This window comes from Leucobacter iarius (assembly GCF_039530105.1).
GTDB classification, from domain to species: Bacteria; Actinomycetota; Actinomycetes; order Actinomycetales; family Microbacteriaceae; genus Leucobacter; species Leucobacter iarius.
On the sequence record NZ_BAAAOB010000001.1, the window covers coordinates 613051 to 638650 of the forward strand.

Genomic DNA, 25600 nt, shown 5'->3' on the forward strand with positions numbered 1-25600 from the left:
GACCGCCACCCGCTTTCAATTCGGAAGGAAGCCGCTGTGTCAGACGCGACACCGATTCTGGAGCTCCGCGGAATCACCAAGACCTTCGGTGAGAAGGTCGCGAACGAGGAAATCTCGCTCGCCTTCATGCCCGGCCGGGTGCACGCCATCGTCGGCGAGAACGGCGCGGGCAAGACGACGCTGATGAACATGATCTCGGGCAATCTGCAGCCCGACGGCGGCGCCATCCTGTTCGACGGGACCGAGGTGTCCGTCGAGAACCCGAACCGGGCCGACGAGCTCGGCATCGGCATGGTGCACCAGCACTTCAAGCTCGTGCCGTCGCTGACGGTCGCGGCCAACATCTTCCTGGGCAAGGAGCCCACGACCGGGCTCGGGCGCCTCGATCAGAAGGGCATGCAGGCGAAGGTCCGCGAGCTCTCCGAGCGCTTCGGCCTGGCCATCGACCCGACCGACGTGATCGAGGATCTCTCGGTCGGCGAGCGGCAGCGGGTCGAGATCCTCAAGGCGCTCTCGCACGACACGCGCCTCCTGATCCTCGACGAGCCGACGGCCGTGCTCACTCCGGCCGAGGCCGACGAGCTGTTCGTCGTGGTGCGGCAGCTGGCCGACCGCGGCTGCGCCGTCGTCTTCATCTCGCACAAGCTCGGCGAGGTGCTCGCCATCGCCGACGACATCTCGGTGATCCGCGACGGCCGCGTCGTCGGCACCCAGCCCGCGGCGGGCCTCACGCAGACCGACATCGCGACGATGATGGTCGGCCGCGAGGTGCTGCTGCGCATCAAGCACACGCCCGCGAACCCGACGGACGAGGTGCTCAGCGTCGAGAACCTCACCGCGGTCGACGCCCGCGGCATCCTCGCCCTCCGCGACGTATCGCTCGCGATCCGCCGCGGCGAGGTCGTCGGCATCGCCGGCGTCGAGGGCAACGGCCAGTCCGAGCTGACGGCCGCGATCGCGGGCATGATCGACGTGCCGCGCGGCACGATCCGCATCTCGGGCCAGGACGTGACCCGGGCGACCGTCGCGAAGCGGCGCGAGATCGGCCTCGCCTACGTGCCCGAGGACCGGCACGAGGAGGGCGCCGGCCCGTCGCTCTCGATCGCCGAGAACATCGCCGCCACGAAGCTGCGGGCCCCGCTCGTGCGCTTCGGCTGGCTGTCGCTCGCGAAGACCCGGCAGCTCGCGCAGAAGCTGATCGCCATGTTCGACGTGCGCGGCGCTGCGCCGAGCACCCGCATCGGCGACCTGTCGGGCGGCAACATGCAGAAGGTGCTTATCGCGCGCGAGTTCACCTCCGACCCCGAGCTGCTGGTCATCTCGCAGCCGACCCGCGGCGTCGACGTCGGCGCAATGGAGTTCGTGCACAACTCGATCGTCGCGGCGCGCGACCGCGGTGCCGGTGTGCTGCTCGTCTCGGCCGACCTCAACGAGGTCATGAGCCTGTCGGACCGCCTGCTCGTGATGTTCCGCGGCGAGTTCGTCGCCGAGTTCACGCAGGACAACATGAGCGAGACCGCCGTCGGCCTCGCCATGGCCGGGACCCGGCCGACGCCCGAGGCGCTCGCCGAGGCTGAAGCCGAGCACGCGCGCGTCGCCGACGAGCTCGGGCTCGACACGGAGGTCGTCGCCGCGATCGAGGCCGACGCCTCCGTCGCGACCGTCACCGAGAGCGTCGACGTCGCGGCACCCGAGTTCGACACGACCGCCGTCTCGGTGCAGCGGAGCCTCGACGAGGCCGCGGCCGAGCCGAAGGGCAACTTCTTCGCGGGCTTCGCGAGCAAGGCCTTCGAGAGCGCGAAGCAGCCGGTCATCGCCGTGCTCGTCGCGCTCGTCGTCGGCGTGTTCGTGATCCTCGCCATCGGCAAGAATCCGATCGACGCGTACGTGGCGCTCTTCACCTCCGGGTGGAGCGAGTCGTTCGGCATCTCGAACATCGTGGCGACGTTCATCCCGCTCGCGGTCATCGCGTCCGCGACGATCGTGTCGTTCCGCGCCGGCTTCTTCAACATCGGTGCGGAGGGCCAGCTCTACTTCGGCGCCTTCTTCGGCGCGGTCGCGGGCGTCTCATGCCAGGGTCTCCCGCCGCTCGTGATCATGCTCGTCGTGCTCGTGGTCGGTGCTCTCGCGGGCGCGATCTGGGGCTTCCTGCCCGGCTGGCTGTTCGCCTCGTGGCGCGTCGACATCGTCGTCACCACCCTGCTGCTCTCCGAGGTCGCGAAGCTCATCACCCGCTTCCTCGTCACGGGCCCGTTCAAGGATCCGACCGCCGGCTTCGAGGCCTCGAAGAAGCTGCCGGACGGCGTGCAGTTCACCATGTTCAGCCCCGAGTACGGCATCGGTCCCGACCTCGTCATCGCGCTGATCGTCGCGGTGGGCATCGCGCTGCTGCTCGGCCGGACCCCGTGGGGCCTCAAGGTCAAGCAGCTCGGCGAGATGAACCGCTTCGCGCAGTACACCGGCGTCTCGGTGAAGGCGATGTCGATCCAGGTCATGATGCTCTCGGGCGCCGTCGCCGGCATCACCGGCGCGCTGCTCGTGCTCGGCCCCAACGGCGGCCGCTTCGTGCAGGCGTTCTCGCCCGGCTACGGCTTCCTCGCCATCACCGTGGCGCTGCTCGCCCGACTCAACCCCTGGGCCTCGCTCGTCGCGGCGCTCTTCTACGCGACGATGATGGCGGGTTCCACCGGCCTGCAGGACATCGACGTGCCCTTCCCGGTGGTCAGCGTGCTCCAGGGCATCATCATCATCGCGATCACCGCCACCTTCGTGTGGAACCGCCGAAAGAAGCGCGCCGTCGTGCCCAGTGCGGGCGCCGCGACCGAAAGGAGCGCAGCCTGATGGATCCCATCCTCCTGATCACGGCGATCCTCGCCGTCGTCCTGCTCAAGGTCACCCCGATCCTGCTCGCCGCGATCGGCGGTTCCTTCACCCAGACCGGCAACGTGCTCAACATCGGCCTCGAGGGCATGATGCTCATGGGCGCGTTCGCGGCCGTCTCGGTCGGCGCGATCACGAACGCCTTCGTCGGCATCTTCGCCGCACTCGTCGCGGGCCTCGTCATGGCCGTGATCTTCGCGGTCGCCGTGCTGGTGTTCAAGGCCGACGCGATCGTGGTCGGCATCGGTATCAACCTGCTCGCCGCCGGCCTCGCCGTGCTCCTGCTCACCGTGCTCTACGGCAACGCGGGCGCGACCCCGCCCGGCGTGCAGGCGAACCTGCCGAAGATCAACCTCGGCGTGATCGGCGACATCCCGGTGCTCGGCACCATGCTGAACAACCAGACGATCCTCGTCTGGGTCGCGCTGCTCGCGGTGCCGGCCTACGCCTTCGTGCTCTACCGCACCCGCTACGGCGTGCACCTGCGCGCGGTCGGCGAGGACGAGGCGGCCGCGATGGCCGCCGGCATCAACGTGTTCCGGGTGAAGTTCATCTCGATCCTGCTGTCGGGCGCCTTCGCGGGCGTCGCGGGCGCGCAGCTCGCGATGGCGACGGTCGGCACCTTCACCTCGGGCATGACTGCGTCGCGCGGCTTCATCGCGGTCGCGGCGCTGACCTTCGGCCTCGCCCGGCCCTACCGCACCATGATCGCCTGCCTGATCTTCGGCGTCGCCGAGGCCCTCGCCGACCAGCTCGGCCTGCTCGGGGTCAACTCGTCGCTGTCGCTCACGCTGCCCTACATCATCACGATCATCGCCCTGGTGTTCGCGTCGGTGCGCGTGCGCGCCGCGTTCAAGGCCCGCACGAAGAAGGCGCTGCAGGCCGCGGACGCCGCGGCTCCCGCCGCACCGGCCGCGACCGCCTAGGCGGACCCACGTCCTGCGGTTCGTGAGCGCGAGCCGCGAGCCGCAGGACCCCTCGTTCACCGTCATCCTGCGCGAGCTCGCGAGTCGCAGGATCCATCACCTCCAGGAGACCCACGCAATGGAACGCATCATCCTCGACTGCGATCCGGGGCACGACGACGCGATCGCGATCCTGCTCGCGGCCGGCAACCCCGAGATCGAGCTGCTCGGCATCACGACCGTGGCGGGCAACAACACGATCGAGAACGTGACCACCAACGCGCAGGCCGTCTGCCAGGTGGCGGGCATCGACGTGCCGATCGCGCGCGGGGCGAGCGAGCCGCTCGTGACCCCGCAGATCGTGTCGCACGACATCCACGGCGGCACCGGCATGGACGGCCCCGTGCTGCCCGAGATCACGGGCGAGCTGGATCCCCGGCACGCGGTCGATTTCATCATCGACACGGTGATGGCCGAGCCGGCCGGCACGGTCACGCTCGTGCCCGTCGGCCCGTTCACGAACATCGCGCTCGCCATGCGCAAGGAGCCCCGCATCATCGAGCGGGTCAAGGGCGTCGTCGTGATGGGCGGCTCGTACACGCGCGGCAACGTGACGCCGAGCGCCGAGTACAACATCTACGTCGACCCCGAGGCGGCCGAGGCCGTGTTCCGCGGCGCATGGCCCGTCACCATGGTCGGCCTCGACCTCACCCACCAGGCGCTCGCGACGCAGGAGCTGCAGGATCGCGTGCGCGCGGTCGGCGGCGAGGTCGCGCAGTTCGTGCTCGACATCTGGGGCTTCATCGGCAAGACCTACGAGGACGTCTTCGAGTTCCCGGCCCCGCCCGTGCACGACGCCTGCTGCGTGGCCTACCTCATCGACCCGGCCGTCATGAAGACGGAGGCGGCGCACGTCGCCGTCGAGCTGCACGGGCAGTGGACGAAGGGCATGACCGTCGTCAACTTCGCGGACCGGCCCGGCATGCACCACTCGACGGGCGTCGCCGTCGATCTGCAGGATCACCGCGCGCAGGTCGCCACCGAGCTCGACTGGGATCGCTTCGCCGACCTGGTCGCCGGATCCATCGAGCGGATCGCCGCCCGGTCCGCCTGACGTCCCGCCGCTCGACCAGCGGCCGCCCGACCGTCATCCTGCGCGAGCCGCCACCACTACCGTCATCCTGCGCGAGGCACGAGTCGCAGGATCCACCATCGACCAGGGAGTGAACATGCCCCGTCCCATCATCATCGACACCGATCCCGGCATCGACGACGCGCTCGCGATCATGCTCGCCGCCGCGAGCCCCGAGATCGATCTGCTCGGCATCGTCGCCGTCGCCGGCAACGTCGGGCTCGAGAAGACGGCCCCCAACGCGGCCGCGCTCGCCGACCTGCTGCGGCTCGACATCCCCGTCGGCAGGGGCGCGGCCGGGCCGCTCTGGCGGCGCGACACCAAGCCGGCCTGGGACGTGCACGGCGAGGACGGCTTCGGCGGATACACCCTGCCGGCATCGACCCGCGTGCTCGAGCCGGGCGTCCCGCTCATGGCGCGGCTCATCGAGCAGAGCGCCGATCCCGTGACCGTCGTCGCGATCGGTCCGCTCACCAACATCGCCGGCCTCATCACGCACTACCCCGAGACGGCGCGCAAGGTCGAACGCTTCGTGATCATGGGCGGCGGCACCCTCGACCGGCTGGGCAACACGACGCCCGCGGCCGAGTTCAACATCTACTACGACCCCGACTCCGCGGCGAAGCTCTTCGACTTCGGCGTCCCCATCACCATGGTCGGCCTCAACGTGACCGAGCGCGCCCTCGTCGGACTCCAGCACCTGCCCGACCTCGTCGCGTCGGGCGGACCTGCTGCGAAGATGGTGGAGCACATGATGGGCAACTACCACTCCGAGCCGACCGAGGACGGCATGGCGCAGCACGACTCCGTCGCGCTGGCCGCCGCCCTCGACCCGAGCATCATCGAGACCGGTCACTACTTCGTCGACGTCGAGAACGTCGGCCGCCTGACCTCCGGGATGACCGTGGTCGACTTCGCAGGGCACAGCGGCGAGCAGCCGAACTGCGACGTCGCGCTCTCGGTGGACCTGCCCCGCTTCCGCGCCCTGCTGAACACCCGCGTCGCCCAGCTCGACGCCCGCCTGAAGGAGTCCTGAACATGACCACCAAGATGATGCTCGATTGCGATACCGGCGTCGACGACACGATGGCGATCATGTACGCCGCGCTGCACCCCGAGATCGAGCTCCTCGGCATGACCACCGTGTGGGGCAACGTCGACGTGCCGCTCGCCACCCGCAACACGCTGCGCGTGCTCGATCTCGTCGGGCGCAACGACGTGCCGGTCGCGCAGGGCGCCGCGGGCCCCCTCACCGGCGGCCACGCCGAGTTCGCGTACAACGTGCACGGTCGCGACGGCCAGGGCAACGCGGGCGACGACAAGCCCGTGCGAGCGGCATCCTCGCAGAGCGCCGTGCAGCAGATCATCGACACCGTGCGCGCGCACCCCGGCGAGGTCTGGCTCGTGCCCGTCGGCCCGCTCACCAACATCGCCGCTGCGCTCGCGGTCGATCCCGAGCTGCCGAGCCTCGTCGCGGGCGTCTCCCTCATGGGCGGCACCACGATGGCTCCGGGCAACGTGTCGCCCGTCGCCGAGGCGAACATCTGGCACGACGCCGAGGCCGCTGCCGCGGTGTTCCGCGCGCCGTGGAAGATCATCATGGCGGGCCTGGACGTCACCATGAAGATCATCATCACCCCCGAGCACAGCGAGCGGCTCGCCGCCGGCGGCGAGGTCGGGCAGTACATGGCCCGGATCATGCAGCACTACGGCGAGTTCTACCGCGACAACTCCTTCGGCACCTGGAGCTGCGCGATGCACGACACGATCGCCGTCGCCGCGGCCGCGGGCACCCTCGACGTGCGCCTCGCACCCGTCGTGAACGTCGAGGTCGACACGACCGGCGGTCCCGGCCACGGCCAGACCATCGCCGACCTGCGCGGCGTCTACCGCGGCTACCCCGAGCAGGAGGGCGCGCACTGCACCGTGCTGCTCGACGTCGACGACCGCATCGCCGACGAGGTCGTCGACCTCATCGCGGCGCAGGCCTGAGGGGTGCCGATGACTGACGTGGCGGTGGTCGGCAGCGCGAACGCCGACCTGGTGGTCGAGGTTCCGAGGCGGCCGGGCGGCGGCGAGACGCTGATCGGCGGCGAGCTGCGCACCCTGCCGGGCGGCAAGGGGGCCAACCAGGCCGCCGCCGCCGCGCGCAGCGGGGCCGCGACGGCGTTCGTCGGCTGCGTCGGCGACGACGGCAACGGTGCGTTCCTGCGCTCGCGCCTCGTCGACGCCGGTGCCGACGTGTCGGCGCTCGCCTCCGTCGAGGCCGCCACGGGCACCGCGATCATCCTGCTCACGCCCGACGGCGAGAACTCCATCGTCGTGTCGCCGGGCGCGAACCACGCCTTCGATCTCGATGCGGCGGCCCGCGTCTCCTCCGTCTGGGAGGGCGCACCCGTGGTCGTGCTCAGCCTCGAGATCCCGCACGAGACGGCGTTCCACGTCGCCGAGGCCGCCGCGGCGGCCGGATCCCGGGTGCTGCTGAACGCCGCACCGTCGGTACTCGTCGGCCGCGAGGTACTGCAGCACTGCGATCCGCTCGTCGTGAACGAGCACGAGGCGCTCGAAGTGCTCGGCGCCTCCGAGAGCGATCCCGATGCCGACGACTACGCGCGGCTCGCGCAGCGCCTGCTCGCCGCGGGCGCCCGCTCGGTCGTGGTGACCCTCGGCTCCGAGGGCGCGCTGGTCGCCGAGGGCTCCGCCGAGGCGCCCGAGATCGAGACCGTGCCCGCCTACCGCGTGACCGCGGTCGACACGACCGGTGCGGGCGACGCGTTCGTCGGCGCGACCGCGGCCGAGCTCGCGCGCGGGCGCTCGCTGCGCGAGGCCGTGCGCTTCGCGACCGCCGTGTCGGCCGTCGCCGTGCAGCGCGTCGGCGCCCAGTCGTCGTACGCGGACCGCGCCGAGGTCGAGGAGTTCATCGCCGCACGGGCGTAGGGTGCGCGCTGTGCTCTGCGCGCTGCACCCCTTCTCACCGTCGAGTGAACGCTCGTACACGAAATAGCGCGTCATTCCGTGTACAAGCGTTCACTCGGCAGCGGCAGCGGCAGCGGGCGAACGAACAGCGCGCGCTCGCCCGGCAGGGCAGCTAGTGCGCGAACCCGCCCGAGCGGGTGGGGCGCGGTAGCGGTGCGTCGAGGGCCTCCAGGTAGGCGACCTCCTCGCGGATCACGTCGAGCAGCGACTCGGCGAGGTCCATCGAGAGGCCGTTGCGCACGACGATCCGCTGCACCGTGACCTCCTCGAGGTCGGCGGGCATCGGGTAGGCGGGCACGAGCCAGCCGCGCATGCGCAGCCGGTCCGACAGATCGAAGAGGTTCCAGTTGCCGCTCCAGCCGGGTCGCAGCCGCCATGCGAACACGGGGATCGTGGATCCGTCGCTCACGAGGTCGAACTGCGGCATCGCCGCGATCCCCGCCGACAGGTGCACCGCGACCTCGCTCGATTCCGCCTGGATCCGGGTGTAGCCCTCGCGGCCGAGCCGCAGGAACAGGTAGAACTGCAGCAGCACCTGCGCGCCGGGCCGCGAGAAGTTGAGTGCGAGGGTGGGCATGTCGCCGCCGAGGTAGCTGACGCGGAACACCATCGACTCGGGCAGCGCTGCGGCGTCGCGCCACACCACCCAGCCGAGGCCGGGGTACACGAGCCCGTACTTGTGCCCCGACGTGTTGATCGACGCGACCCGGGGCAGCCGGAAGTCCCAGACGAGCTCGGGCTGCAGGAACGGCGCGATCATGGCGCCCGAGGCGCCGTCGACGTGGATCGGCACGTCGAGGCCGCGCGCCCGTTCGATCTCGTCGAGCGCGGCCTGGATCCCGGCGACGTCCTCGTAAGCGCCCGTGTAGGTGACGCCGAGGATCGCGACGACGCCGATGGTGCGCTCGTCGACGTACTGGTCGAGCTGCGAGCCGTCGAGCCACGGGTGCTCGTCGCTCACCGGCACGAAGCGGGGCTCCACCTCGAAGTAGTTGCAGAACTTCTCCCAGCACACCTGCACGGCGCTCGACATCACGAGGTTCGGCTTCGCCGTGTCGGCGCCGGCCGCCTCGCGGGCGTGCTGCCAGCGGCGTTTGAGCGCGAGGCCGGCGAGCATGCACGCCTCGCTCGATCCGATGGTGGAGGTCGCGGGGGAGGCCGCCGCGTCGGGGGCGTGCCAGAGATCGGCGAGGATCCGCTGGCAGTACTGCTCGATGGCGGCGGTCTGCGGGTACTCGTCCTTGTCGATCATGTTCTTGTCGAACGCGTCGGCGTAGAGCTGCTTCGCTTCGTCGTCCATCCAGGTGGTGACGAAGGTGGCGAGGTTGAGGCGTGCGTTGCCGTCGAGCATGGTCTCGTCGTGCACCACGTGGTACGCGGTGAGCGGGTCCATGCCGGTTTCTGAGAGCCGGTGCTTCTCGACCGTCGGCGCATCCGATGCGCGGCGGTGCAGGGGGTTCACGGTGATGCGATCGCGGGACACGGATCCTCCGTTCGTGAGGGTGCTTCCTCCGCTCACCATAGCCCGGCGGGGTGTGCGGTGGATCGATCAGTTCCGGAGAAGCGGGTGCCGCGTCGCGGGACCTAGGCTGACCTCATCGCCCGGCGACCTGCCGGGCCCGGACGAGGAGTGATCATGGCGAAGGCGGACGAGCCCACGTTCAGCGCCGAGGAGCGCGCGGCGATGCAGGCGACCGTGCAGGAGCGCACGAAGTCGCGCTCGCGCAAGAAGGTGGATCCCGAGACCGCCCGTCGGGAGGGCGAGGCTGAGGTGCTCGCGAAGATCGCCGAGCTCGACGGCGAGGATCGCCCGCTGGCCGAGGCCGTGCACCGCCTGGTCGGCGAGAACGCGCCGCACCTGATCCCGCGCACCTACTACGGCATGCCGGGCTACGCGGGCGCTGACGGCAAGATCGTGCTGTTCTTCAAGCCGAAGGCGAAGTTCAAGGTGCGCTACGCGACGATCGAGTTCGAGTGGGCGGCGCAGCTCGACGACGGCGACCTCTGGCCGACCCGCTACGCGGTGACGGCGCTGAACGGCGCGGATCTCGCGTTCCTCGCGGAGCGGATCCGCACGGCCGCACCCGCCGAGAACGAGGGATAGCGGCCGGGCGCGCGAACAGGGCTGCCGGATCGCCGCCCGGAACCGGACGGATCGGGGGTGCCGGCCGGGGCGTCCCGGTCGTTACGCTGAGGATCGACGGCGCTGCGGTGGGAACGCGCGGCGCGACCCGCTCCCGTGGAAGGACCCGGCATGACCCTCTCGCACCCCGGCACGCTGACCGGACGCCTCGTCGCCCTCGAACCCCTCGCCGCGGATCATCGCGACGGCCTGGCGGAGGCCGTGCGGGACGGGGAGCTCTGGCGGGCCTGGTACACGTCGGTGCCGACGCCCGACGGCATGGGGGAGGAGATCCGGCGGCGCCTGCGGCTGCAGGACGAGGGATCGATGATCCCGTTCGCCGCTCGCCGGCTCGATACCGGTGCGCTGATCGGCATGACGACGTTCATGAACATCGACGCCTCGGTGCCGCGGGTCGAGATCGGTTCCACGTGGAACGCGCTGAGCGCGCAGGCGTCGGGCACCAACCCCGAGTCGAAGCTCATGCTGCTGCGGCACGCCTTCGAGGTGTGGGACTGCCCGGCGGTCGAGTTCCGCACCGACTTCCTCAACCAGCAGTCGCGCGCGGCGATCGCGCGTCTGGGCGCGAAGCAGGACGGAATCCTGCGCGCGCACAAGCGCATGCCCGGCTACGTGCGCGACACGGTCGTGTTCTCGATCCTGCAGCACGAGTGGCCCGGGGTGCGCACGGGGCTCGAGGCGCGCGTGCTGCGTCACCTCGAACGCCGCGGCGAGAATCTGCCGCCGCAGCTGGGGTAGTCGCCGTTTTCCTCCGAAGGAGATTCGGCGTCAGAAGGACGAATCCTGCGAGAACGTCCTTCTGACACCGAATCTCCTCTCGAACCCGGAACCGTCGCGACCCCCTACGGCTGCAGTAGCACCTTGCCGGCGCGTCCGGGTGCGAAGTTGCGCGCCGCCGCCTCGGCGATCTGCTCGAGCGGGTAGGCGTGGTCGACGGGCAGGGTGACCGTGCCGTCGACGATCCGAGCCACGAGCTCGGCGAACAGCTCGCGCTGCCGCTCGACGGGCGTGGCCGCCGACACCTTGGTGCCCCAGAAGCCGCGCACGGTGAGCTGCTTGAAGATGATGTCGGTCGAGGCGAGTTCGAGCGCGGGCGACTCCATCGCGCCGAAGATCACGAGGGTGCCGCCGGTGCCGAGCAGCGACAGCAGCTCTCCGGCGGACGCCCCGCCGACCGAGTCGATGGCGCCGAGGATCGGGGATCCGCCGGTGATCTCGGCGACGCGCTCGCGCCAGCCGTCGTCGTCGGTCGCGACGGCGTGCGGCACGCCCTCCGCCGCGAGGGCCGTCACGGCGTCGGCGCGGCGCACGAGCGATACGGCGCCGATACCGCGCGACTCGGCGAGCTGGGCGACCATGCGCCCGACCGCGCCGTTGCCGGCGTTGAGCACGAGCCAGTCGCCTGCGACCAGCCCGAGGGAGTCGAGCACGCTGATCGCGCTGAACGGCATGGATCCGAGCTGGGCGACCTGCTCGTCGCTCAGGGCGTCGGGCACGGGGATCGCGGACTCCGCCGCGACGACGAAGGCTTCGGCCCAGGTGCCGCTGCCGCGCCCGACCGAGACGCGCTGCCCGATCTCGAGGCCCGTGACGCCCGCGCCGAGCGCGTCGATCGTGCCGCCCGCCTCGCTGCCGGCGAGCGCCGGAAGCTCGGGGCGGATCCCGTAGCGGCCCATGACGGTCAGCAGGTCGTGGTTGTGGATCGGGGCGAAGCGGGTCCGCACGCGCACCTGTCCCGGTCCGGGCTCGGGCAGCGGCGCGTCGTGCACCGTAAGCACCTCGCCGGGGCGGCCGAATTCGGAGTAGCTGAGTGCGCGCATGGATCCTCGTCTCGTCGCGGTGGTTCTCGTCGCGTGATCGCGTTCGTCCGCAGGCTACTCCGCGGATCCGTGCGGAGGGATGGAATCCGGCGCGAACTCGCTCGCGGCGAACGGGATGCGCGCAGCGCGAACACGGTGCGCGGTGCGCACGGGCCGACCCGGCCGCTCAGATCATGTATTCGAGTTCGCGGTAGGCGCCGCGGTAGAAGAGCAGGGGTTCGCGCTCGGGGTCGGTGGAGATGCCGGTGACGCGGACGAGGAAGATGAGGTGGTCGCCCGCCTCGACCTCGCGCTCGATCTCGCCGGCGACCCAGCCGGTGACGGCGTCGAGGGTGGGGGCGCCGTTGCTCTCGGACGGGTGCCAGGCGACGCCCTGCCACTTGTCGGTGCCGGAGCGCGCGAACTGGGAGCTGAGGTGCTGCTGCTCGGCGCTCAGGAAGTTGACGACGATGCGGCCGTGCTCGCGCACCGAGGCGAGGCTCTGCGAGGTGCGGGCGATGGAGAACGAGATGAGCGGCGGGTCGATCGAGACACTGTAGAAGGACTGGCAGGTGAAGCCCACCGGGCCGTCGACCCCGTGGGTGGTGATGACGGTGACGCCGGAGGCGAAGCCGCCCATCGCGTCGCGGTACTCCCGGTCGTCGAAGCTGCGCGCGGCGGCCCGTTCGCCGCGCTCGGGCGGGGTCGCGACCGCGGTGACGGTGGTCGTTTCGGTGCTCACGCGCCGTTCTCCGTTTCCTCCGGCGAGGCGTCCGCCGGATTCGAGGTTCGTACCGGGACCGGGCAATCGGACCGAGTCCCGTCCATAAGCTTGCAGCATGGCTTCCATAACGTGACGGAAAATGACGAACGGCCTCGATCGATGCATTCCCGCACTGTCATCGAGCGTCATCTGCTTGATTCGACCCGACCGCGTGTTCATAAGCTACCGGCATGTCTCCCATAACTGGATCGAAATCGACCGACGCCCCGTTCACCATCGGCGTCGCGCTCGACGGCACCGGCTGGCACCCCGCCGCCTGGCGCGAGCCGAGCTCGCGCGCTGACGCGCTCTTCGCCGCCGAGACCTGGGTCGAGCTCGCCGAACTCGCCGAGGCGGCCGGGCTGGACTACCTCACCATCGCCGACGAGCTGGCGCCCCAGAGCGATCCTGCGGGCGCCGACACCGACGGATCGACCGTGCTCGGCCGCCTCGACGCCGCGCTCCTCGCCGACTGGATCGCCCCGCGCACGAGCCGGATCGGGCTGATCCCCACCGTCACCACCACGCACACCGAACCGTTCCACGTCGCCACCGGGCTCCAGACCCTCGACCACGTCTCGACCGGTCGCGCCGGCTGGCAGCTGCGGATCTCGGCCGACGCCGCCTCGGCCGCCGCGTTCGGCCGCAGACCCGCCCCCGAGATCGATCGCGACGCCGTCGCGTTCGGCGCCCCCGACGCCGGTCTCGACGAACTGCTCGCCGACGCCGCCGACTCGGCCGAGGTCGCCCGCCGCCTCTGGGACAGCTGGGAGGACGACGCCGAGATCCGCGACGCCGCCACCGGCCGGTTCCTCGACCGCGACCGCGTGCACCCCATCGACTTCGCGAGCGAGCGCTTCAGCATCGCCGGGCCCTCGATCGTGCCGCGCTCACCGCAGGGGCAGCTGCCCATCGTGGTGCTCGCGCACTCCGCGCCCGTCGCGGAGCTCGCGGCGCGGGTCGCCGACGTGGTGATCGTGACGCCCGAGAGCGCCTCCCCGCGCGCAGGCGCCTGGCGCGGTCGCTCGGTCGCCGAGATCGTCGCCGGGATCCGCGCCATCGAACGGGATCCCGGCATCGCCGAGGCCCGAGCCGTCTCGGGCCTCGGGCTGCTGCGCATCGTCGCCGACCTGGTGCTCGCCCTCGACACGGCCGAGGAACCCGCGGTTGAACGGTTGGTGCGCCTCGACGCGCTCGCGGACGCGCCCTTCGCGGCGTCGAGCGACGCCCGGGTGCTCGCGGGATCGGCCGACGAAGCGGCCGAGCTGATCGCCGCGTGGCGGGCCGCCGGGATCGACGGCGTGCGCCTGCGCCCGCTGACCCTCCCCGCGGATCTGCGCACCATCGGCGCCGCGCTGCTGCCGATCCTGCACGAGCGCGGGATCGCGGACGCGGCCGCCGGATCCGCCGCCGGATCCGCCGCGGACGCCGAACCCGACCCGACCGCCCACCACCTGCGCACCCGCTTCCGCCTCGGCCGCGCGGGCAACCGCTACGACACCCGAACGGAGGCCGCCGCATGAGCGCCGCACCCGAAACCGCCCGCAGGGTGCACCTCGTCGCCCACTTCCCGGGCGTCAACAGCACCACCGTCTGGAGCGATCCCGCCTCGGGCAGCCACATCGACTTCGAGTCGTTCCGCCGCTTCGCGCAGACCGCCGAGCGCGGCCGCTTCGACTACGTGTTCCTCGCCGAGGGGCTGCGGGTGCGGGAGCACGGCGGCCGGATCCACGACCTCGACGTCGCCGGACGCCCGGCCACCCTCGCGATCCTCACCGCGATGGCGTCCGTGACCCGCAGCATCGGCGTGGTCGGCACGCTGTCGAGCACGTTCAACGAGCCCGTCGAGCTGGCCCGCCAGCTCGCGACCATCGACCACCTCTCGGGCGGCCGGGTCGGCTGGAACGTCGTGACCTCGCCCGATGCGTTCCACGGCGGCAACTTCCGCCGCGGCGGGTTCCTGCCCTACGCCGAGCGCTACACGCGGGCCGAGGAGTTCGTCGAGCTCGCGAAGGAGCTGTGGGACTCGTGGGAGGCGGGCGCGATCCTCGCCGACCGCGCCGCGGGCCGCTTCGTGGATCCCGAGCGGGTGCGCCGCGTGGTGCACCGGGGGCCGCAGTTCGACGTCAGCGCGACGAGCACGGTGCCGCGCAGCCCGCAGGGCTACCCCGTGATCGTGCAGGCGGGGGATTCCCCGGCCGGCCGCGACTTCGCCGCGGCGAACGCCGAGATCATCTTCTCCCGGCACACGGGCTTCGCCGACGGCCAGCGCTTCTACCGCGACGTGAAGGGCCGCCTGCCCGCCGCGGGCCGCACCGAGGAGTCGCTGCTGATCCTGCCCGGGGCCACCTTCGCGCTCGGCGACACCGATGCCGAGGCGCGGGAGCGCTCGCGCGAGATCGCGCTCGCCCAGACCAGCCCGCAGACGGCGATCGCCTGGGTCGAGGCGATCTGGGGCCGCGAGCTGCCGGGTCTCGATCCCGACGGCGCGCTGCCCGCGCAGGAGCCGGGCGACGGCGAGCAGCGGCAGGGGCAGGTCTCGACCCGCGTCGAGGATCGCGTGGTGCGGGCCGAGCAGCTGCGCGATCGCGCGCGGCGCGAGGGGCTGACCCTGCGCGAGCTCGTCGCAGCCGAGACGGCGCAGCACACGCTCGTCGGATCGCCCGAGACCGTCGCCGCCGAGATCGACCGCTACGTGCGCGAGCGCGCCTCGGACGGCTTCGTGCTCGTGCCGCACATCACCCCGGGCGGACTCGACGAGTTCGTCGACCGGGTGGTGCCGCTGCTGCAGGAGCGGGGCGTCTTCCGCACCGACTACGCGGCGGATCCGGTGACGGGAGCCGCGCCGACGCTGCGCCGCACGCTCGGCCTGCCGACCCCGCCGCGCCCCCGCACCGAGGTGCGCCGGGTACACGTCTCGGATCCCCTCGCGAAACCGCTGCTCGACGACCTGGAGCGCGAGTACGACGCGCGCTACGGCGTCGAGGTGTTCGGCGAGCCGGCCTCGACCGAGCTCGCGCGCTACCCGGCCGAGGCGTTCGCCGAGCCCCACGGCGGGGCGTTCCTCGTGCTGCTGCGCGACGGCGAACCGATCTCGGGCGGCGCGTTCATGCGGCACAGCGACGACACGGCCGAGTTCAAGCGGATCTGGACCCGACCCGACCACCGCGGTCGTGGCGTCGCCAAGGTCGTGCTCACGGAGCTGGAGCGCGAGGCCGCCCGCCTCGGCTACTCGCGGGTCTACCTGACCACCGGCCCGCGCCAGCCCGAGGCCGTCGCGCTCTACCTGGGGCACGGCTACACCCCGCTCTTCGATCCCGCGCTCCCCGCCGACGAGGTCGGCGTGCACCCCTTCGAGAAGCCCCTGGCGCCGGTCGGCGCCGCGGGCGCGACGGCACAGGAGGCCGCAGCATGACCCTCACCGCAGACCCCACGACCGACGACCGGCCGGTCGCCGATCCCGCGAGCGCGATCCCCGCGGCTGACCGGGATCCGGCGCGGTCGAGCCGAGCCGGATCCGACGGCGACGCTCTCCGCGTCGTGCCGCTGCGCCACTGGTGGCGCTGGGCGTTCAGCGCGGTCGCGGTGTTCGTGATCGCGCAGCTCGTTTGGACCCTGTTCGCCAACGAGCAGTGGCGCTGGCCCGTGTTCGCCGAGTACTTCTTCAACGAGGCCGTGCTGCGCGGGCTCTGGCTGACCCTCTGGCTCACGGCGGTCTCGGCCGCGCTGGGCTTCGTGCTCGGTGCGATCCTCGCCCTCGCCCGGCTCTCGGGCTCGGCCCTGCTGAGCTCCTTCGCCTGGGGGTACACCTGGTTCTTCCGCTCGATCCCGCTCGTCGTGCAGCTCGTGCTCTGGTTCAACCTCGGGTACCTGTTCCCGACGCTCGGCCTCGGCACGCCGTTCACCACCGACTTCTGGATCGTCGAGTTCGACACCACCCGCCTCATCTCGGCGACCGTCGCCGCGATCCTCGGCCTCTCGCTGCACCAGGCCGCCTACTCGGCCGAGATCATCCGCGGCGGGCTGCTGTCGGTGGATCAGGGCCAGATCGAGGCGGCGAAGGCGCTCGGGATCCCGCGCGGCCGGCGCTTCTTCCGGATCGTGCTGCCGCAGGCGGCGCGCGCCATCGTGCCGAACGCCTTCAACGAGGTGATCGGCCTGCTGAAGGGCACCTCGGTCGTGTTCGTGCTCGCCCTGCCCGAGCTGTTCTACACGGTGCAGGTGGTCTACAACCGCAACCAGCAGGTGGTGCCGCTGCTGCTCGTCGCGGCCGTCTGGTACACGATCTTCACGACGGTGCTGAGCGTCGTGCAGTACGCGATCGAGCGCCGCTTCGCCCGGGGATCCGCGCGCGAGCTGCCGCCGACGCCGCTGCAGCGGCTGCGCTCGGCGATCCGCCGGGTCGGTGGATCGGGTCGTGCGGGTTCGGGCGCCGGGACCGCTCCCGCCTCGCGTTCGCAGGGGATCCCGGTCTCGCTGTCCGAGCACTCCGTGGCCGCGCTCCGCGCCGACGCGCGCACCCTGGGAGGCGTCGCATGAGCGCCGCCGAGACCGCGACCGCCGCCGTTGAGCCCGGTGCCGCTGCGGCCGAGGCGACCGGCCGCGTCGAGATCGCGGGCGTCCACAAGTCGTACGCCGCCGGCCCCGTGCTGAGCGATGTCTCGCTGACCGTCGAGCCGGGCGAGGTGCTCGCCCTCATCGGTCCCTCGGGATCGGGCAAGTCCACGCTGCTGCGCGCGATCAACCACCTCGAGACGATCGACGCCGGCTCCATCACGATCGACGGCGACTACATCGGGTACGAGCGACGCGGGGACCGGCTGCACGAGCTGCCCGAGAAGCGGGTGCTGCAGCGCCGCACCCGGGTCGGCATGGTGTTCCAGAACTTCAACCTGTTCCCGCACCTCACCGCCCTCGAGAACGTGATCGAGGCGCCTCTCGCGCTCGGCCGTTCGAGCCGTGCCGACGCCGTGGCCCGGGCGCGCGAGCTGCTCGCCTCGGTGGGCCTCGCCGACCGCGCCGAGCACTATCCGCGCCAGCTCTCGGGCGGGCAGCAGCAGCGCGTCGCCATCGCCCGCGCGCTCGCCCTCGATCCCGACGTGCTGCTGTTCGACGAACCGACGAGCGCGCTCGATCCGGAGCTCGTGGGTGAGGTGCTCGCCGTGATCCAGCGCCTCGCGCACCACGGCACCACCCTCGTGATCGTCACCCACGAGATCGCGTTCGCCGCCTCCGTCGCCGACCGCGTCGCGTTCCTCGACGGCGGCCGCCTGCTGGAGGTCGGGCCGCCCGAGCGGGTGCTGCGCGATCCCGAGCATCCGCGCACCCGCGAGTTCCTCGAGAAGGTGCTCTGACCCCGTCGGGCCCGAGCCGATCCGCCCGATCCTCGATCCCGCATCCACCGCTTCCCATCGACCATCCACCCTCGCCTCCAGAATCAGGACCCCGCACCATGACTCCTCCCCCGCAGACCCCCGACCGTTCCCGCCACCGACGGCCCGGCCGCACGGCCACCACCGCGACCGCCTCGGCGGCCCTCATCGCCGTGCTTGCCGTCGCCGGCCTCACCGGATGCAGTTCGTCCGGATCCGCCGCCTCGGCGGCGGGCGACTCGTCGACCGCGAAGTCGCCGTTCGACCTCTCGACGAAGAACCTGAAGGATCGCCCGCACATCGAACCCGTGCCCGAGGCCGTGGCCGCGCTCAAGGAGAGCGGCTTCACCCCCGTGCAGCCCGGAAAGCTGACCGTCGCGCTCGGCGCCTACGTGCCGCCCACCTCGTTCCTCGCCGAGGACGACAACCGCACCTTCGTCGGCAGCGACCCCGACATCGCGAACCTCATCGCCGACGGGCTCGGGCTGAAGTTCGCCCCCGAGAACGTGGCCTGGGCCGACTGGCCGCTCGGCATCGAGTCGGGCAAGTACGACCTCGGCGTCACCAACATCACCGTGACCGAGGAGCGCAAGGACCTCTTCGACTTCGCCACCTACCGGCAGGACGTCGTCGCGTTCGAGGTGAAGAAGGGCAGCAAGATCACCAAGATCTCGAAGGCGGCCGACGTCTCCGGGCTCAAGATCGTGGTCGGCAGCGGTACCAACCAGGAGAAGATCCTGCTGAACTGGTTCGCCGAGAACAAGAAGGCCGGCCTGCCCCCGGGGGAGCCCGTCTACTACGAGGACCAGGCGGCCGCCGGCCTCGCCCTCTCCTCGGGGCGCGTCGACGCGATCCTCGGCCCGAACGCCGCGGCCTCGTTCCGCGCCGCCACCACCGGGCGGAGCACCGTCGTCGGCACCCTCAACGGCGGCTACCCCGCGACCGCCGAGATCGGCGCGACCACCAAGAAGGGCAACGGCCTCGCGAAGCCCGTGCAGATCGTGCTGAACCGCCTCATCAAGGACGGCGAGTACGACGCCGTGCTGAAGCGCTGGGCCACCGAAGCCGAGGCGATCCCCGAGTCCCGCATCAACCCGCCGGGCCTGCCCCGGCCCTGACGCTCGAACCGCCTGAACCGTCCGTCCCGTTCGCGGCCGGTCGCGCGATCCGCGACCGGCCGCGCCGCAGCCACCCGAACCCACCAGGAGCATCCCATGCCACTCGCCTCACGCCTCGCCCGCACCGGATCCGTCGCCGCCATGGCCGTCATCGCGCTCGCGCTCGCCGCCTGCTCGGCGGTGGTCACCGACGCGGACCGCGCCGCGAAGCAGAGCGGGGGCGGGAGCGGATCGGCGCCGGTCGCGACGGCCGTGCCGAGCTTCGACCTCACCACGAAGAACCTCGCCGAACGCCCCCACACGAAGCCCGTCGCCGAGGCCGTGAAAGCGCTCGAGCAGAGCGGGTTCCGTCCCGTGCAGACCGGGAAGCTCACGGTGGCGCTCGGCGGCGCGGGCGCCCCGCCCACCTCGTTCTTCGCCGAGGACGACGCCCGGACGATCATCGGCAGCGATCCCGACCTCGCCTCGCTGATCGCCGAGGGCCTGGGCCTCGAGTACGCGCCGGAGAACGTGGCCTGGGCCGACTGGCCGCTCGGCATCGAGTCGGGCAAGTACGATCTGGCGCTCACCAACATCGGCGTCACCGAGGAGCGCAAGGAGCTGTTCGACTTCGCGACCTACCGCGACGCCGTGATGGGCTTCGTCGTGGCCGACGGCAGCGCGGTCAAGCGGATCGCCGCACCGAAGGACGTGTCGGGGCTGAAGGTCGTGGTCGGCAGCGGCACCAACCAGGAGAAGTTCCTGCTCGACTGGATCGCGCAGAACCGCAAGGCCGGACTGCCGCCCGGAGAGGCCGTGTACTTCGACGACTTCGCCGCCGGGCAGCTCGCGCTGAAATCCGGCCGCGTCGACGCGAGCATCCTGCCCTACTCGCTGGCCAAGTTCCAGGAGCAGACCGCGGGCGAGACCCGCGTGGTGGGCAAGTTCAACAGCGCCTACCCGGTCAGCGGCGAGGTCGGCACCGTGTCGGCGAAGGGCAGCGGGCTCGCGAAGCCCGTGCAGATCGTGATCCAGCACCTCATCGACGACGGCACCTACGCGAAGGTGCTGCAGCGCTGGGGTCAGAGCGAAGAGGCCGTGCGCACCTCGCAGCTTAACCCGCCCGGACTGCCGAAGCCATGAGCGGGGATCGGAGGACTGCCGGCGAGCCGGTCGTGCGGATCGTCGGCATCGGAGCGGGCCCGGCCGCCGCGATGCTGCTCGAACGCATCGCCGCCAACCGGGCCGAGCTCGCGCCGGGTGTCCGGATCGAGCTGCGGCTCGTGGATCCGCACCCGCCGGGCGGCGGACGCATCTGGCGCAGTGCGCAGTCGCCCCTGCTGAAGCTCAACTCCATGCTCGCCGACGTCGCGTTCTTCACCGACGCATCGTGCCGGATCGAGGGGCCGGTCTCGCCGGGCCCCACGCTCGCCGAGTGGGTTCGTGAGGTCCGCGAGGGCGCGATCCCGGCTCCCGCCTGGGCCGACGCCGAGCTGTTCCGCGAACTCGCCGAGATCGGCGAACGCGACTTCCCGACGCGGCGGCTGAACAACGCCTACCTGAGCTGGGCGGTCGACGAGACGCTGCGACGGAGCGGGGCGGCCGGGGTCGCCGGCGGTGCTGGTGCTGCCGGAGCCGGTGCCGACTCCGGTACCGCCGGAGTCGCGGGATCCGGCGGCCTCTCGGTCGAATGGGTGCGCGATCGCGCCATCGACGTCGAACCGGGGTGCAGCGAGAGCGGCGCCCCGCACCGGGTCCGGCTCGCCTCCGGCGCGGAGCTGACGGCCGACCTCGTCGTGCACGCGCTCGGGCACAGCGGAACGCTGCCGTCCGACGAGTCGATCCGCCTCGGCGCCTTCGCAGACCGGCACGGGCTCGGCTACATCGCGCCCGCGTTCACGGCCGACGTCGACCTCGACGGGGTGCCCGCCGGAGCCGAGGTGATCGTGCGCGGCATGGGCCTCGCGGCGACCGACCTCGTCGTGCTCCTCACCGAGGGGCGCGGCGGCCGCTTCGCCCGTGACGCCGACGGCTCGCTCGGCTACCGGCCGAGCGGGCGCGAGCCGATCCTGCACCTGGGATCCCGCCGCGGCGTGCCGTACCGCTCCAAGATCACGACTGCCCTCGCGGGCGACCCCGTGCGCCTGGAGTACCTGGGGACGGAGTTCCACGCGGCGCTCGCCGAGCGTGCCGGTGGCGTCGATCATCCCGAGGGACTCGATTTCGAACGCGACGTGTGGCCGCTCGTCGTCGCCGAGCTCACCACCGGCTACTACCGCGAACTGAGCACCGGGCACCCCGGACGCGTGACCCTCGACTGGGTCGAGTTCGCACCCCGGCTCCGAGCAGCGCTCGACACGCGCGATCCCGGGGTGCTCGCCGCGCTCGCCGCCGCGCACGTGCCCGATCCCGAGGACCGGTTCGACCTCGCTGTGCTCGATCGGCCGCTCGCCCAGGCGCCCGATCCGGAGGGGGACGCCGGTGCGAGCGGGTTCGCCGCGTCCGGTGGGTTCGCCGCGGAGGCCGTGCAGGATCGGGTCCGGGCGCACATCGCGCAGGACCTGAGGCACCGCACCTCGCCCGAGCACAGCGCGACCCTCGCGCTGTTCCTGACCGCGCTGCACGTCTACCTGTCGCTCGCCGAGATCCCGGGGGAGCGCTGGAATGCGCGCAGCCGCGTCGAACTGCTGCCGGGGCGTTGGCACGCGTTCTTCAGCTATCTCGCGAGCGGGCCGCCCGGGCACCGGTTGGAGGAGCTGCTCGCGCTCGCCGATGCGGGGATCGTGCGGTTCCTCGGCGCGGACGTCGAGCTCGTGGCCGACGAGGACGCGGGGATGTTCCGAGCGTCGGGATCCGCCGCGGTCGCCGGCGGTACGGCGCGTTCCGGCGTCTCGGCGCGCGTCCTGATCGACGCGTGGCTGCCCGAGGCGCGCGCGTCGCGCAGCGACGATCCGCTGCTGCGCCGCCTCGTGGAGCGCGGCGTGATGCGGGAGCTCGCCGTCGTCGAGCGGGGCGAGCGGTTCACCACGGGCCGCGTCGAGGCGTCGCCCGAGGGGCGCCTGCCCGGTGCGCCGCGGCAGTACGCCGTCGGGCCGTTCGTCGCGGGCCTCACCGGTGGGGCGTTCACCCGTCCGGGCTTCGATTCGCTCCCGTTCCGGGTGCACGACCGCTGCGCCCGGGCCGTGCTCGCCGACGCGGTGGCTGCCGTCGCCCGGGAGCCGATTCCGGTGGGGGCCGAGGCGCCGACCGGGCGGTAGCTCGCGAAGACGGGTCAGCGGGACCTTCGGGTTCGGAAGGAGATTCGGGTTCAGCAGGACGAAGCCGAGCGGTTCCGTCCTGCTGAACCCGAATCTCCTCCGGAGGCGGAGGCGGAGGCGGAGGCAGGAGTTAGAGCCGCACCCCGGGTCGCAGCTCGCCGGCTTCGATCCGCACGGGCAGGCGGTTCTCGGGCGGCGGGAACGGGCAGGTCGCGCTTTCCGAGTACGCGCAGGGCGGGTTGGTGGAGCGGGTGAAGTCGATGACGACGGTCTCGGGGTCGAGCGCTTCGACACCGACGAAGCGGGCCGCGGGGAAGGTGAGGTCGGCGCCGGTCTCGTCGGCGTAGATCGCGCGAAGGTCGCCGCGTTCCGCCGAGCCGAACAGGGTCAGCGCGAACGGCTGGCCGTCGATCTTGAACTCCGCGGTGCCGGGGGAATCGTAGTGCTGCAGGGCGTCCGGCCCTGCAGCCGATGCGACCGCGACCCCGTCGCGCACGGCCGGCACGAAGCGGGCAGTGATGCGCCAGCGTTCGTCGGGCGGGAACACTCCGGTGCCGGCGTAGTCGCGGCGGTCGGACGACTCGGGATCGCGCGGGCGAACCACGATCCGGCCGCTGCGCGCCGCGATGTCGAGCAGGATCTCGCCCCACGTCAGCGAGGTTCCCGCGATCCCGGTCAGCGGGCCGAGCTCGATCGTTCCCGACACCGGTTCGCCGTCGCGGGTGACCGTGTCGGCCGCGTCGAGCACGACGGTGACGAGGCCGTGCCGGTCGGCGCTCCAGCGGCCGGGGAGCCCGGGCAGTTCGGCCGGCGTCTCTGCGAGCCAGTGCATCGCGGTCGGGCTCAGCGGCCCGTACGGCGCGGTGCGCGCGGCTTCGACTCCGGCGTGCCAGGCGGCGTGGGCGTCGGAGAAAGCGCTGGAAGCCGCGGGTGCTGGAGATGGTGCTGCGGTCACGGAAACCTCCCGGGTGTGCGTTCCCGATCCAGCCAATCACGCGCGGGAGGTGCCCCGGCGAAGGTGACCCGCGGTTACGCGGGCCGGGTTCGAACGCCGGCCGCAGGGCGGAGCACCGGCCGGGCTCAGCGTCCGCCGTGGGTGTGCGCCCAGACGACGGCCTGGATCCGATCCCGCGCCCCGAGCTTCTGCAGGATCTTCGACACGTGCGTCTTGATCGTCGCCTCCCCGAGGAACAGCTCGCCCGCGATCTCGGCGTTCGACCGGCCGAGAGCGATGAGGGCGAGCACTTCGCGCTCCCGTTCGGTGAGCCCGACGCGGTCGAGCGCGGCGGGATCGATGGTGCGATCGTCGTGCCCCGATCCGCTCGCACCAGCACCAGCACCAGCACCAGCTCCGGAGCCGCCGTTCGCGGCCGAGCGCGGGATCGTGATCGGCAGGATGCGGTCGGTGCTGCCCGAGCCGCCGGAGCTGCCCGGCCCGCCGGAACCGTCCGAGCTTCCGGCGGCGCGGCTCATGACCGCGCGGGTCACGTCGGGGCCGAGCAGTGCGTGCCCGGCGGCGAGGGTGCGCACGGCGTCGACGAACTGCTCGGCGCGCGCGGTCTTGAGCAGGAATCCGCTGACGCCCGCGGCGAGGGCGTCGAACAGGTATTCCTCGTGCCCGAAGGTCGTGAGCACGAGGACCGCGGGCGGCTCGGACCCGGCCGTGCCCGGTGCCAGGATCCGCCGCGTCGCGGCGATACCGTCGAGGTTCGGCATCTCGACGTCCATGCAGATCACGTCGGGGCGCAGCTCGGCGGCCAGCGCGACGGCTTCGAGACCGTCGGCGGCTTCGCCCACCACCTCGATGTCGGATTCGACGGACAGGATGATGCGGAAGCCCGAGCGCACCAGGGCCTGGTCGTCCACGAGCAGCACTCGGATCATGCGTCGACCTCCGTCGCGGTCGCCAGCGGCACCCGGGCGCGCACCAGGAAGCCGCCCTGCTCGCGCCGCCCGGACTGCAGGGTGCCGCCCACCGCGCCGATCCGCTCGCGCATGCCCCGGAGGCCGAGCTGGGAACCGGCGGCTCGGGAACCAGGCAGGGTCTGCCGGATCCCGTCGTCGGTCACCTCGACCTCGACGGAGTCGCCGGCGAATCGCAGCCGCACCGTGCAGCTGGCACCCGCTCCCGCGTGCTTGCGCACGTTGGTCAGGGCCTCCTGCACGACCCGGTAGAGCGCGACGTCGACGAGCATGGGCAGCGGGCGGGGTTCGCCGACCACGATCAGTTCCGTCGGAGTGCTCGACCTGCGCGACTCTTCGACGAGCTCGGCGAACTGGGCGACGCCGACGGTCGACGCGGCGTCGTCCTCGTCCGGTGAACGCAGCGTGCGCACGAGGCCGCGCAGCTCGGTGACGGCGGTGTGCGCGCTCTCTTCCACGACCGCGAGCGCCTCCGAGGCGAGCGCCGGATCCCGGTCGAGGCTGCGCCGGGCCGCCGCGGCCTGGATCCCCATGACCGAGACGTGGTGCGCGACCACGTCGTGCAGTTCCCGTGCGACGCCGAGCCGGTCGAGCGCGACGGCCTGCGCCGCGCTGGTGCGCCGCTCCTGATCGAGCTCCCGCCCCTGCGCGTCGAGCTGAGCGGCGAGTCGGGCCGCGCGCCAGGCGTGCTGGCCGAAGTAGGCGGCGCCCGCGAAATAGAGCATGTTGGTGAGGATCTGCACGGCGACGAATGCTGCGAGCTGCGAGAAGACGCCGATGCGCGAGTACGCGGGGAAGGCGTCGGGATCGCCCGTGGTGACGACGAGCGAGATGATGAGCCACGCGAACATCGCGAGCGAGACGCCCAGCCGGAGCCAGAAGGCGAGCGTGCGATTGCGGCTCCACGCGCCGACCGTGTAGTAGGCGCAGAAGAGCCCGATGTTGACGAAGAGGATCTCGGGGACACCGAACTGGCCGCAGACGAAGAAGCCGACGGCGACGAGCAGCAGCACCGCTTCGGGGTAGCGGCGTCGCACGGCGAGCGGCAGGGTGCAGAGCCCGAGGCCGAGCACCCAGACCCACGGGTCGGCGACCTCCTTGTAGATGCCGATGCGCTCGTAGAGCAGCGCGCTCAGCACCGCGCCCACCGCGATCAGCGCCGCGAACGCGACGTCGGCGCGCAGCCCGGATCGGCTCGGAGCGGGGCGGACCCAGCTCGAGTCGGTGCGGGGCAGCGAGATCGGCATGGATCCCAAGCTACCGGGCCGCGCCGACATCGAGGATCCACCGGGCGGCGGATCCGGATCAGCCCGGCGGGGGAGGCGCGGGCCCCCGGGGGATCCCTAGCGTAGG

Annotated in this window: 21 protein-coding genes; 15 read left to right on the top strand and 6 right to left on the bottom strand. The window is 71.9% G+C overall.

Going from position 1 to position 25600, the window contains the following annotated elements:
- The first annotated feature begins 36 nt into the window (after positions 1 to 36).
- From ABD169_RS02730 to ABD169_RS02755, 6 genes are all read left to right on the top strand, one after another.
- A complete protein-coding gene (locus ABD169_RS02730; RefSeq protein WP_344028974.1) occupies positions 37 to 2841 on the top strand; it encodes an ATP-binding cassette domain-containing protein in 2805 nt (934 codons plus the stop codon).
- A complete protein-coding gene (locus ABD169_RS02735) occupies positions 2841 to 3806 on the top strand; it encodes an ABC transporter permease (RefSeq protein WP_046454165.1) in 966 nt (321 codons plus the stop codon). Before ABD169_RS02730 ends, ABD169_RS02735 begins: the two co-directional genes overlap by 1 nt.
- A gap of 118 nt (positions 3807 to 3924) precedes the next feature.
- Positions 3925 to 4899 carry a nucleoside hydrolase gene (locus ABD169_RS02740; RefSeq protein ID WP_046454171.1) on the top strand — a complete coding sequence of 325 codons (975 nt, stop codon included), beginning with the start codon at positions 3925 to 3927 and terminating at the stop codon, positions 4897 to 4899.
- A gap of 115 nt (positions 4900 to 5014) precedes the next feature.
- Positions 5015 to 5953, top strand: coding sequence for a nucleoside hydrolase (locus ABD169_RS02745; RefSeq protein ID WP_046454164.1), 939 nt, complete (start codon positions 5015 to 5017; stop codon positions 5951 to 5953).
- A 2-nt stretch (positions 5954 to 5955) separates the two neighbouring features.
- Positions 5956 to 6909: a nucleoside hydrolase gene (locus tag ABD169_RS02750; protein WP_344028979.1), complete on the top strand. Its 954-nt coding sequence runs from the start codon at positions 5956 to 5958 to the stop codon at positions 6907 to 6909.
- A gap of 9 nt (positions 6910 to 6918) precedes the next feature.
- Complete coding sequence (locus tag ABD169_RS02755) at positions 6919 to 7854, top strand: ribokinase (protein ID WP_344028982.1); 936 nt, start codon at positions 6919 to 6921, stop codon at positions 7852 to 7854.
- Between the two features lie 151 nt (positions 7855 to 8005).
- Here ABD169_RS02755 and gad read toward each other — a convergent pair whose 3' ends face one another.
- Positions 8006 to 9415 carry a glutamate decarboxylase gene (gene gad / locus ABD169_RS02760; RefSeq protein WP_425560941.1) on the bottom strand — a complete coding sequence of 470 codons (1410 nt, stop codon included), beginning with the start codon at positions 9413 to 9415 and terminating at the stop codon, positions 8006 to 8008.
- 114 nt (positions 9416 to 9529) lie between these two features.
- On the opposite strand from gad, the gene ABD169_RS02765 reads away from it, so the two are divergent.
- Both ABD169_RS02765 and ABD169_RS02770 read left to right on the top strand, forming a co-directional pair.
- Positions 9530 to 9997 (top strand): hypothetical protein, encoded by a 468-nt coding sequence (locus tag ABD169_RS02765; protein ID WP_344028989.1) that lies wholly within the window; start codon positions 9530 to 9532, stop codon positions 9995 to 9997.
- 150 nt (positions 9998 to 10147) lie between these two features.
- Positions 10148 to 10774, top strand: a complete 627-nt coding sequence (locus ABD169_RS02770) for a GNAT family N-acetyltransferase (RefSeq protein WP_344028994.1) — start codon at positions 10148 to 10150, stop codon at positions 10772 to 10774.
- 104 nt (positions 10775 to 10878) lie between these two features.
- Here the strand turns inward: ABD169_RS02770 and ABD169_RS02775 are convergent, their stop codons facing one another.
- The gene (locus tag ABD169_RS02775; protein WP_344028997.1) at positions 10879 to 11856 is read right to left on the bottom strand and encodes a zinc-binding dehydrogenase; all 978 of its coding nucleotides are present in this window, start codon (positions 11854 to 11856) and stop codon (positions 10879 to 10881) included.
- A gap of 166 nt (positions 11857 to 12022) precedes the next feature.
- On the bottom strand, positions 12023 to 12577 hold the full coding sequence (locus ABD169_RS02780; protein WP_344029000.1) for a flavin reductase family protein: 555 nt from the start codon (positions 12575 to 12577) through the stop codon (positions 12023 to 12025).
- A 212-nt stretch (positions 12578 to 12789) separates the two neighbouring features.
- Between ABD169_RS02780 and ABD169_RS02785 the strand changes: the two genes are divergently transcribed.
- The 7 genes from ABD169_RS02785 to ABD169_RS02815 all read left to right on the top strand — a co-directional run bounded on the left by ABD169_RS02785 (position 12790) and on the right by ABD169_RS02815 (position 22324).
- Positions 12790 to 14121: an LLM class flavin-dependent oxidoreductase gene (locus ABD169_RS02785; RefSeq protein ID WP_344029003.1), complete on the top strand. Its 1332-nt coding sequence runs from the start codon at positions 12790 to 12792 to the stop codon at positions 14119 to 14121.
- On the top strand, positions 14118 to 16013 hold the full coding sequence (locus ABD169_RS02790) for an NtaA/DmoA family FMN-dependent monooxygenase (RefSeq protein WP_344029006.1): 1896 nt from the start codon (positions 14118 to 14120) through the stop codon (positions 16011 to 16013). Before ABD169_RS02785 ends, ABD169_RS02790 begins: the two co-directional genes overlap by 4 nt.
- Positions 16010 to 17137 carry an amino acid ABC transporter permease gene (locus tag ABD169_RS02795; protein WP_344029009.1) on the top strand — a complete coding sequence of 376 codons (1128 nt, stop codon included), beginning with the start codon at positions 16010 to 16012 and terminating at the stop codon, positions 17135 to 17137. The genes ABD169_RS02790 and ABD169_RS02795 overlap by 4 nt, the downstream gene beginning before the upstream one ends.
- Positions 17134 to 17952, top strand: a complete 819-nt coding sequence (locus ABD169_RS02800) for an amino acid ABC transporter ATP-binding protein (RefSeq protein ID WP_344029012.1) — start codon at positions 17134 to 17136, stop codon at positions 17950 to 17952. Before ABD169_RS02795 ends, ABD169_RS02800 begins: the two co-directional genes overlap by 4 nt.
- Before the next feature lie 98 nt (positions 17953 to 18050).
- Positions 18051 to 19088 (top strand): ABC transporter substrate-binding protein, encoded by a 1038-nt coding sequence (locus ABD169_RS02805; protein ID WP_344029015.1) that lies wholly within the window; start codon positions 18051 to 18053, stop codon positions 19086 to 19088.
- Positions 19089 to 19184: 96 nt separating this feature from the next.
- The gene (locus tag ABD169_RS02810) at positions 19185 to 20210 is read left to right on the top strand and encodes an ABC transporter substrate-binding protein (RefSeq protein WP_344029017.1); all 1026 of its coding nucleotides are present in this window, start codon (positions 19185 to 19187) and stop codon (positions 20208 to 20210) included.
- Positions 20207 to 22324 (top strand): FAD/NAD(P)-binding protein, encoded by a 2118-nt coding sequence (locus tag ABD169_RS02815; protein WP_344029020.1) that lies wholly within the window; start codon positions 20207 to 20209, stop codon positions 22322 to 22324. The genes ABD169_RS02810 and ABD169_RS02815 overlap by 4 nt, the downstream gene beginning before the upstream one ends.
- A gap of 130 nt (positions 22325 to 22454) precedes the next feature.
- On the opposite strand, the gene ABD169_RS02820 is transcribed toward ABD169_RS02815, so the two are convergent.
- From ABD169_RS02820 to ABD169_RS02830, 3 genes are all read right to left on the bottom strand, one after another.
- Positions 22455 to 23279, bottom strand: coding sequence for a DUF1684 domain-containing protein (locus ABD169_RS02820; protein WP_344029022.1), 825 nt, complete (start codon positions 23277 to 23279; stop codon positions 22455 to 22457).
- Positions 23280 to 23404: 125 nt separating this feature from the next.
- On the bottom strand, positions 23405 to 24208 hold the full coding sequence (locus ABD169_RS02825; protein WP_344029024.1) for a response regulator: 804 nt from the start codon (positions 24206 to 24208) through the stop codon (positions 23405 to 23407).
- Entirely contained in the window at positions 24205 to 25494 is a 1290-nt protein-coding gene (locus ABD169_RS02830) for a sensor histidine kinase (RefSeq protein WP_344029027.1), read from the bottom strand. The genes ABD169_RS02825 and ABD169_RS02830 overlap by 4 nt, the downstream gene beginning before the upstream one ends.
- Between the last annotated feature and the right edge of the window lie 106 nt (positions 25495 to 25600).

What these genes read in the sequence shown, in the direction of transcription:
- ABD169_RS02735 (WP_046454165.1), top strand. Translation starts at nt 2,841, where the DNA reads ATGGATCCCATCCTCCTGATCACGGCGATCCTCGCCGTCGTCCTGCTC.
- ABD169_RS02740 (WP_046454171.1), top strand. Translation starts at nt 3,925, where the DNA reads ATGGAACGCATCATCCTCGACTGCGATCCGGGGCACGACGACGCGATC.
- ABD169_RS02745 (WP_046454164.1), top strand. Translation starts at nt 5,015, where the DNA reads ATGCCCCGTCCCATCATCATCGACACCGATCCCGGCATCGACGACGCG.
- ABD169_RS02750 (WP_344028979.1), top strand. Translation starts at nt 5,956, where the DNA reads ATGACCACCAAGATGATGCTCGATTGCGATACCGGCGTCGACGACACG.
- ABD169_RS02755 (WP_344028982.1), top strand. Translation starts at nt 6,919, where the DNA reads ATGACTGACGTGGCGGTGGTCGGCAGCGCGAACGCCGACCTGGTGGTC.
- gad (WP_425560941.1), bottom strand. Translation starts at nt 9,415, where the DNA reads ATGGTGAGCGGAGGAAGCACCCTCACGAACGGAGGATCCGTGTCCCGC.
- ABD169_RS02765 (WP_344028989.1), top strand. Translation starts at nt 9,530, where the DNA reads ATGGCGAAGGCGGACGAGCCCACGTTCAGCGCCGAGGAGCGCGCGGCG.
- ABD169_RS02770 (WP_344028994.1), top strand. Translation starts at nt 10,148, where the DNA reads ATGACCCTCTCGCACCCCGGCACGCTGACCGGACGCCTCGTCGCCCTC.
- ABD169_RS02775 (WP_344028997.1), bottom strand. Translation starts at nt 11,856, where the DNA reads ATGCGCGCACTCAGCTACTCCGAATTCGGCCGCCCCGGCGAGGTGCTT.
- ABD169_RS02785 (WP_344029003.1), top strand. Translation starts at nt 12,790, where the DNA reads ATGTCTCCCATAACTGGATCGAAATCGACCGACGCCCCGTTCACCATC.
- ABD169_RS02790 (WP_344029006.1), top strand. Translation starts at nt 14,118, where the DNA reads ATGAGCGCCGCACCCGAAACCGCCCGCAGGGTGCACCTCGTCGCCCAC.
- ABD169_RS02795 (WP_344029009.1), top strand. Translation starts at nt 16,010, where the DNA reads ATGACCCTCACCGCAGACCCCACGACCGACGACCGGCCGGTCGCCGAT.
- ABD169_RS02800 (WP_344029012.1), top strand. Translation starts at nt 17,134, where the DNA reads ATGAGCGCCGCCGAGACCGCGACCGCCGCCGTTGAGCCCGGTGCCGCT.
- ABD169_RS02805 (WP_344029015.1), top strand. Translation starts at nt 18,051, where the DNA reads ATGACTCCTCCCCCGCAGACCCCCGACCGTTCCCGCCACCGACGGCCC.
- ABD169_RS02810 (WP_344029017.1), top strand. Translation starts at nt 19,185, where the DNA reads ATGCCACTCGCCTCACGCCTCGCCCGCACCGGATCCGTCGCCGCCATG.
- ABD169_RS02815 (WP_344029020.1), top strand. Translation starts at nt 20,207, where the DNA reads ATGAGCGGGGATCGGAGGACTGCCGGCGAGCCGGTCGTGCGGATCGTC.
- ABD169_RS02825 (WP_344029024.1), bottom strand. Translation starts at nt 24,208, where the DNA reads ATGATCCGAGTGCTGCTCGTGGACGACCAGGCCCTGGTGCGCTCGGGC.
- ABD169_RS02830 (WP_344029027.1), bottom strand. Translation starts at nt 25,494, where the DNA reads ATGCCGATCTCGCTGCCCCGCACCGACTCGAGCTGGGTCCGCCCCGCT.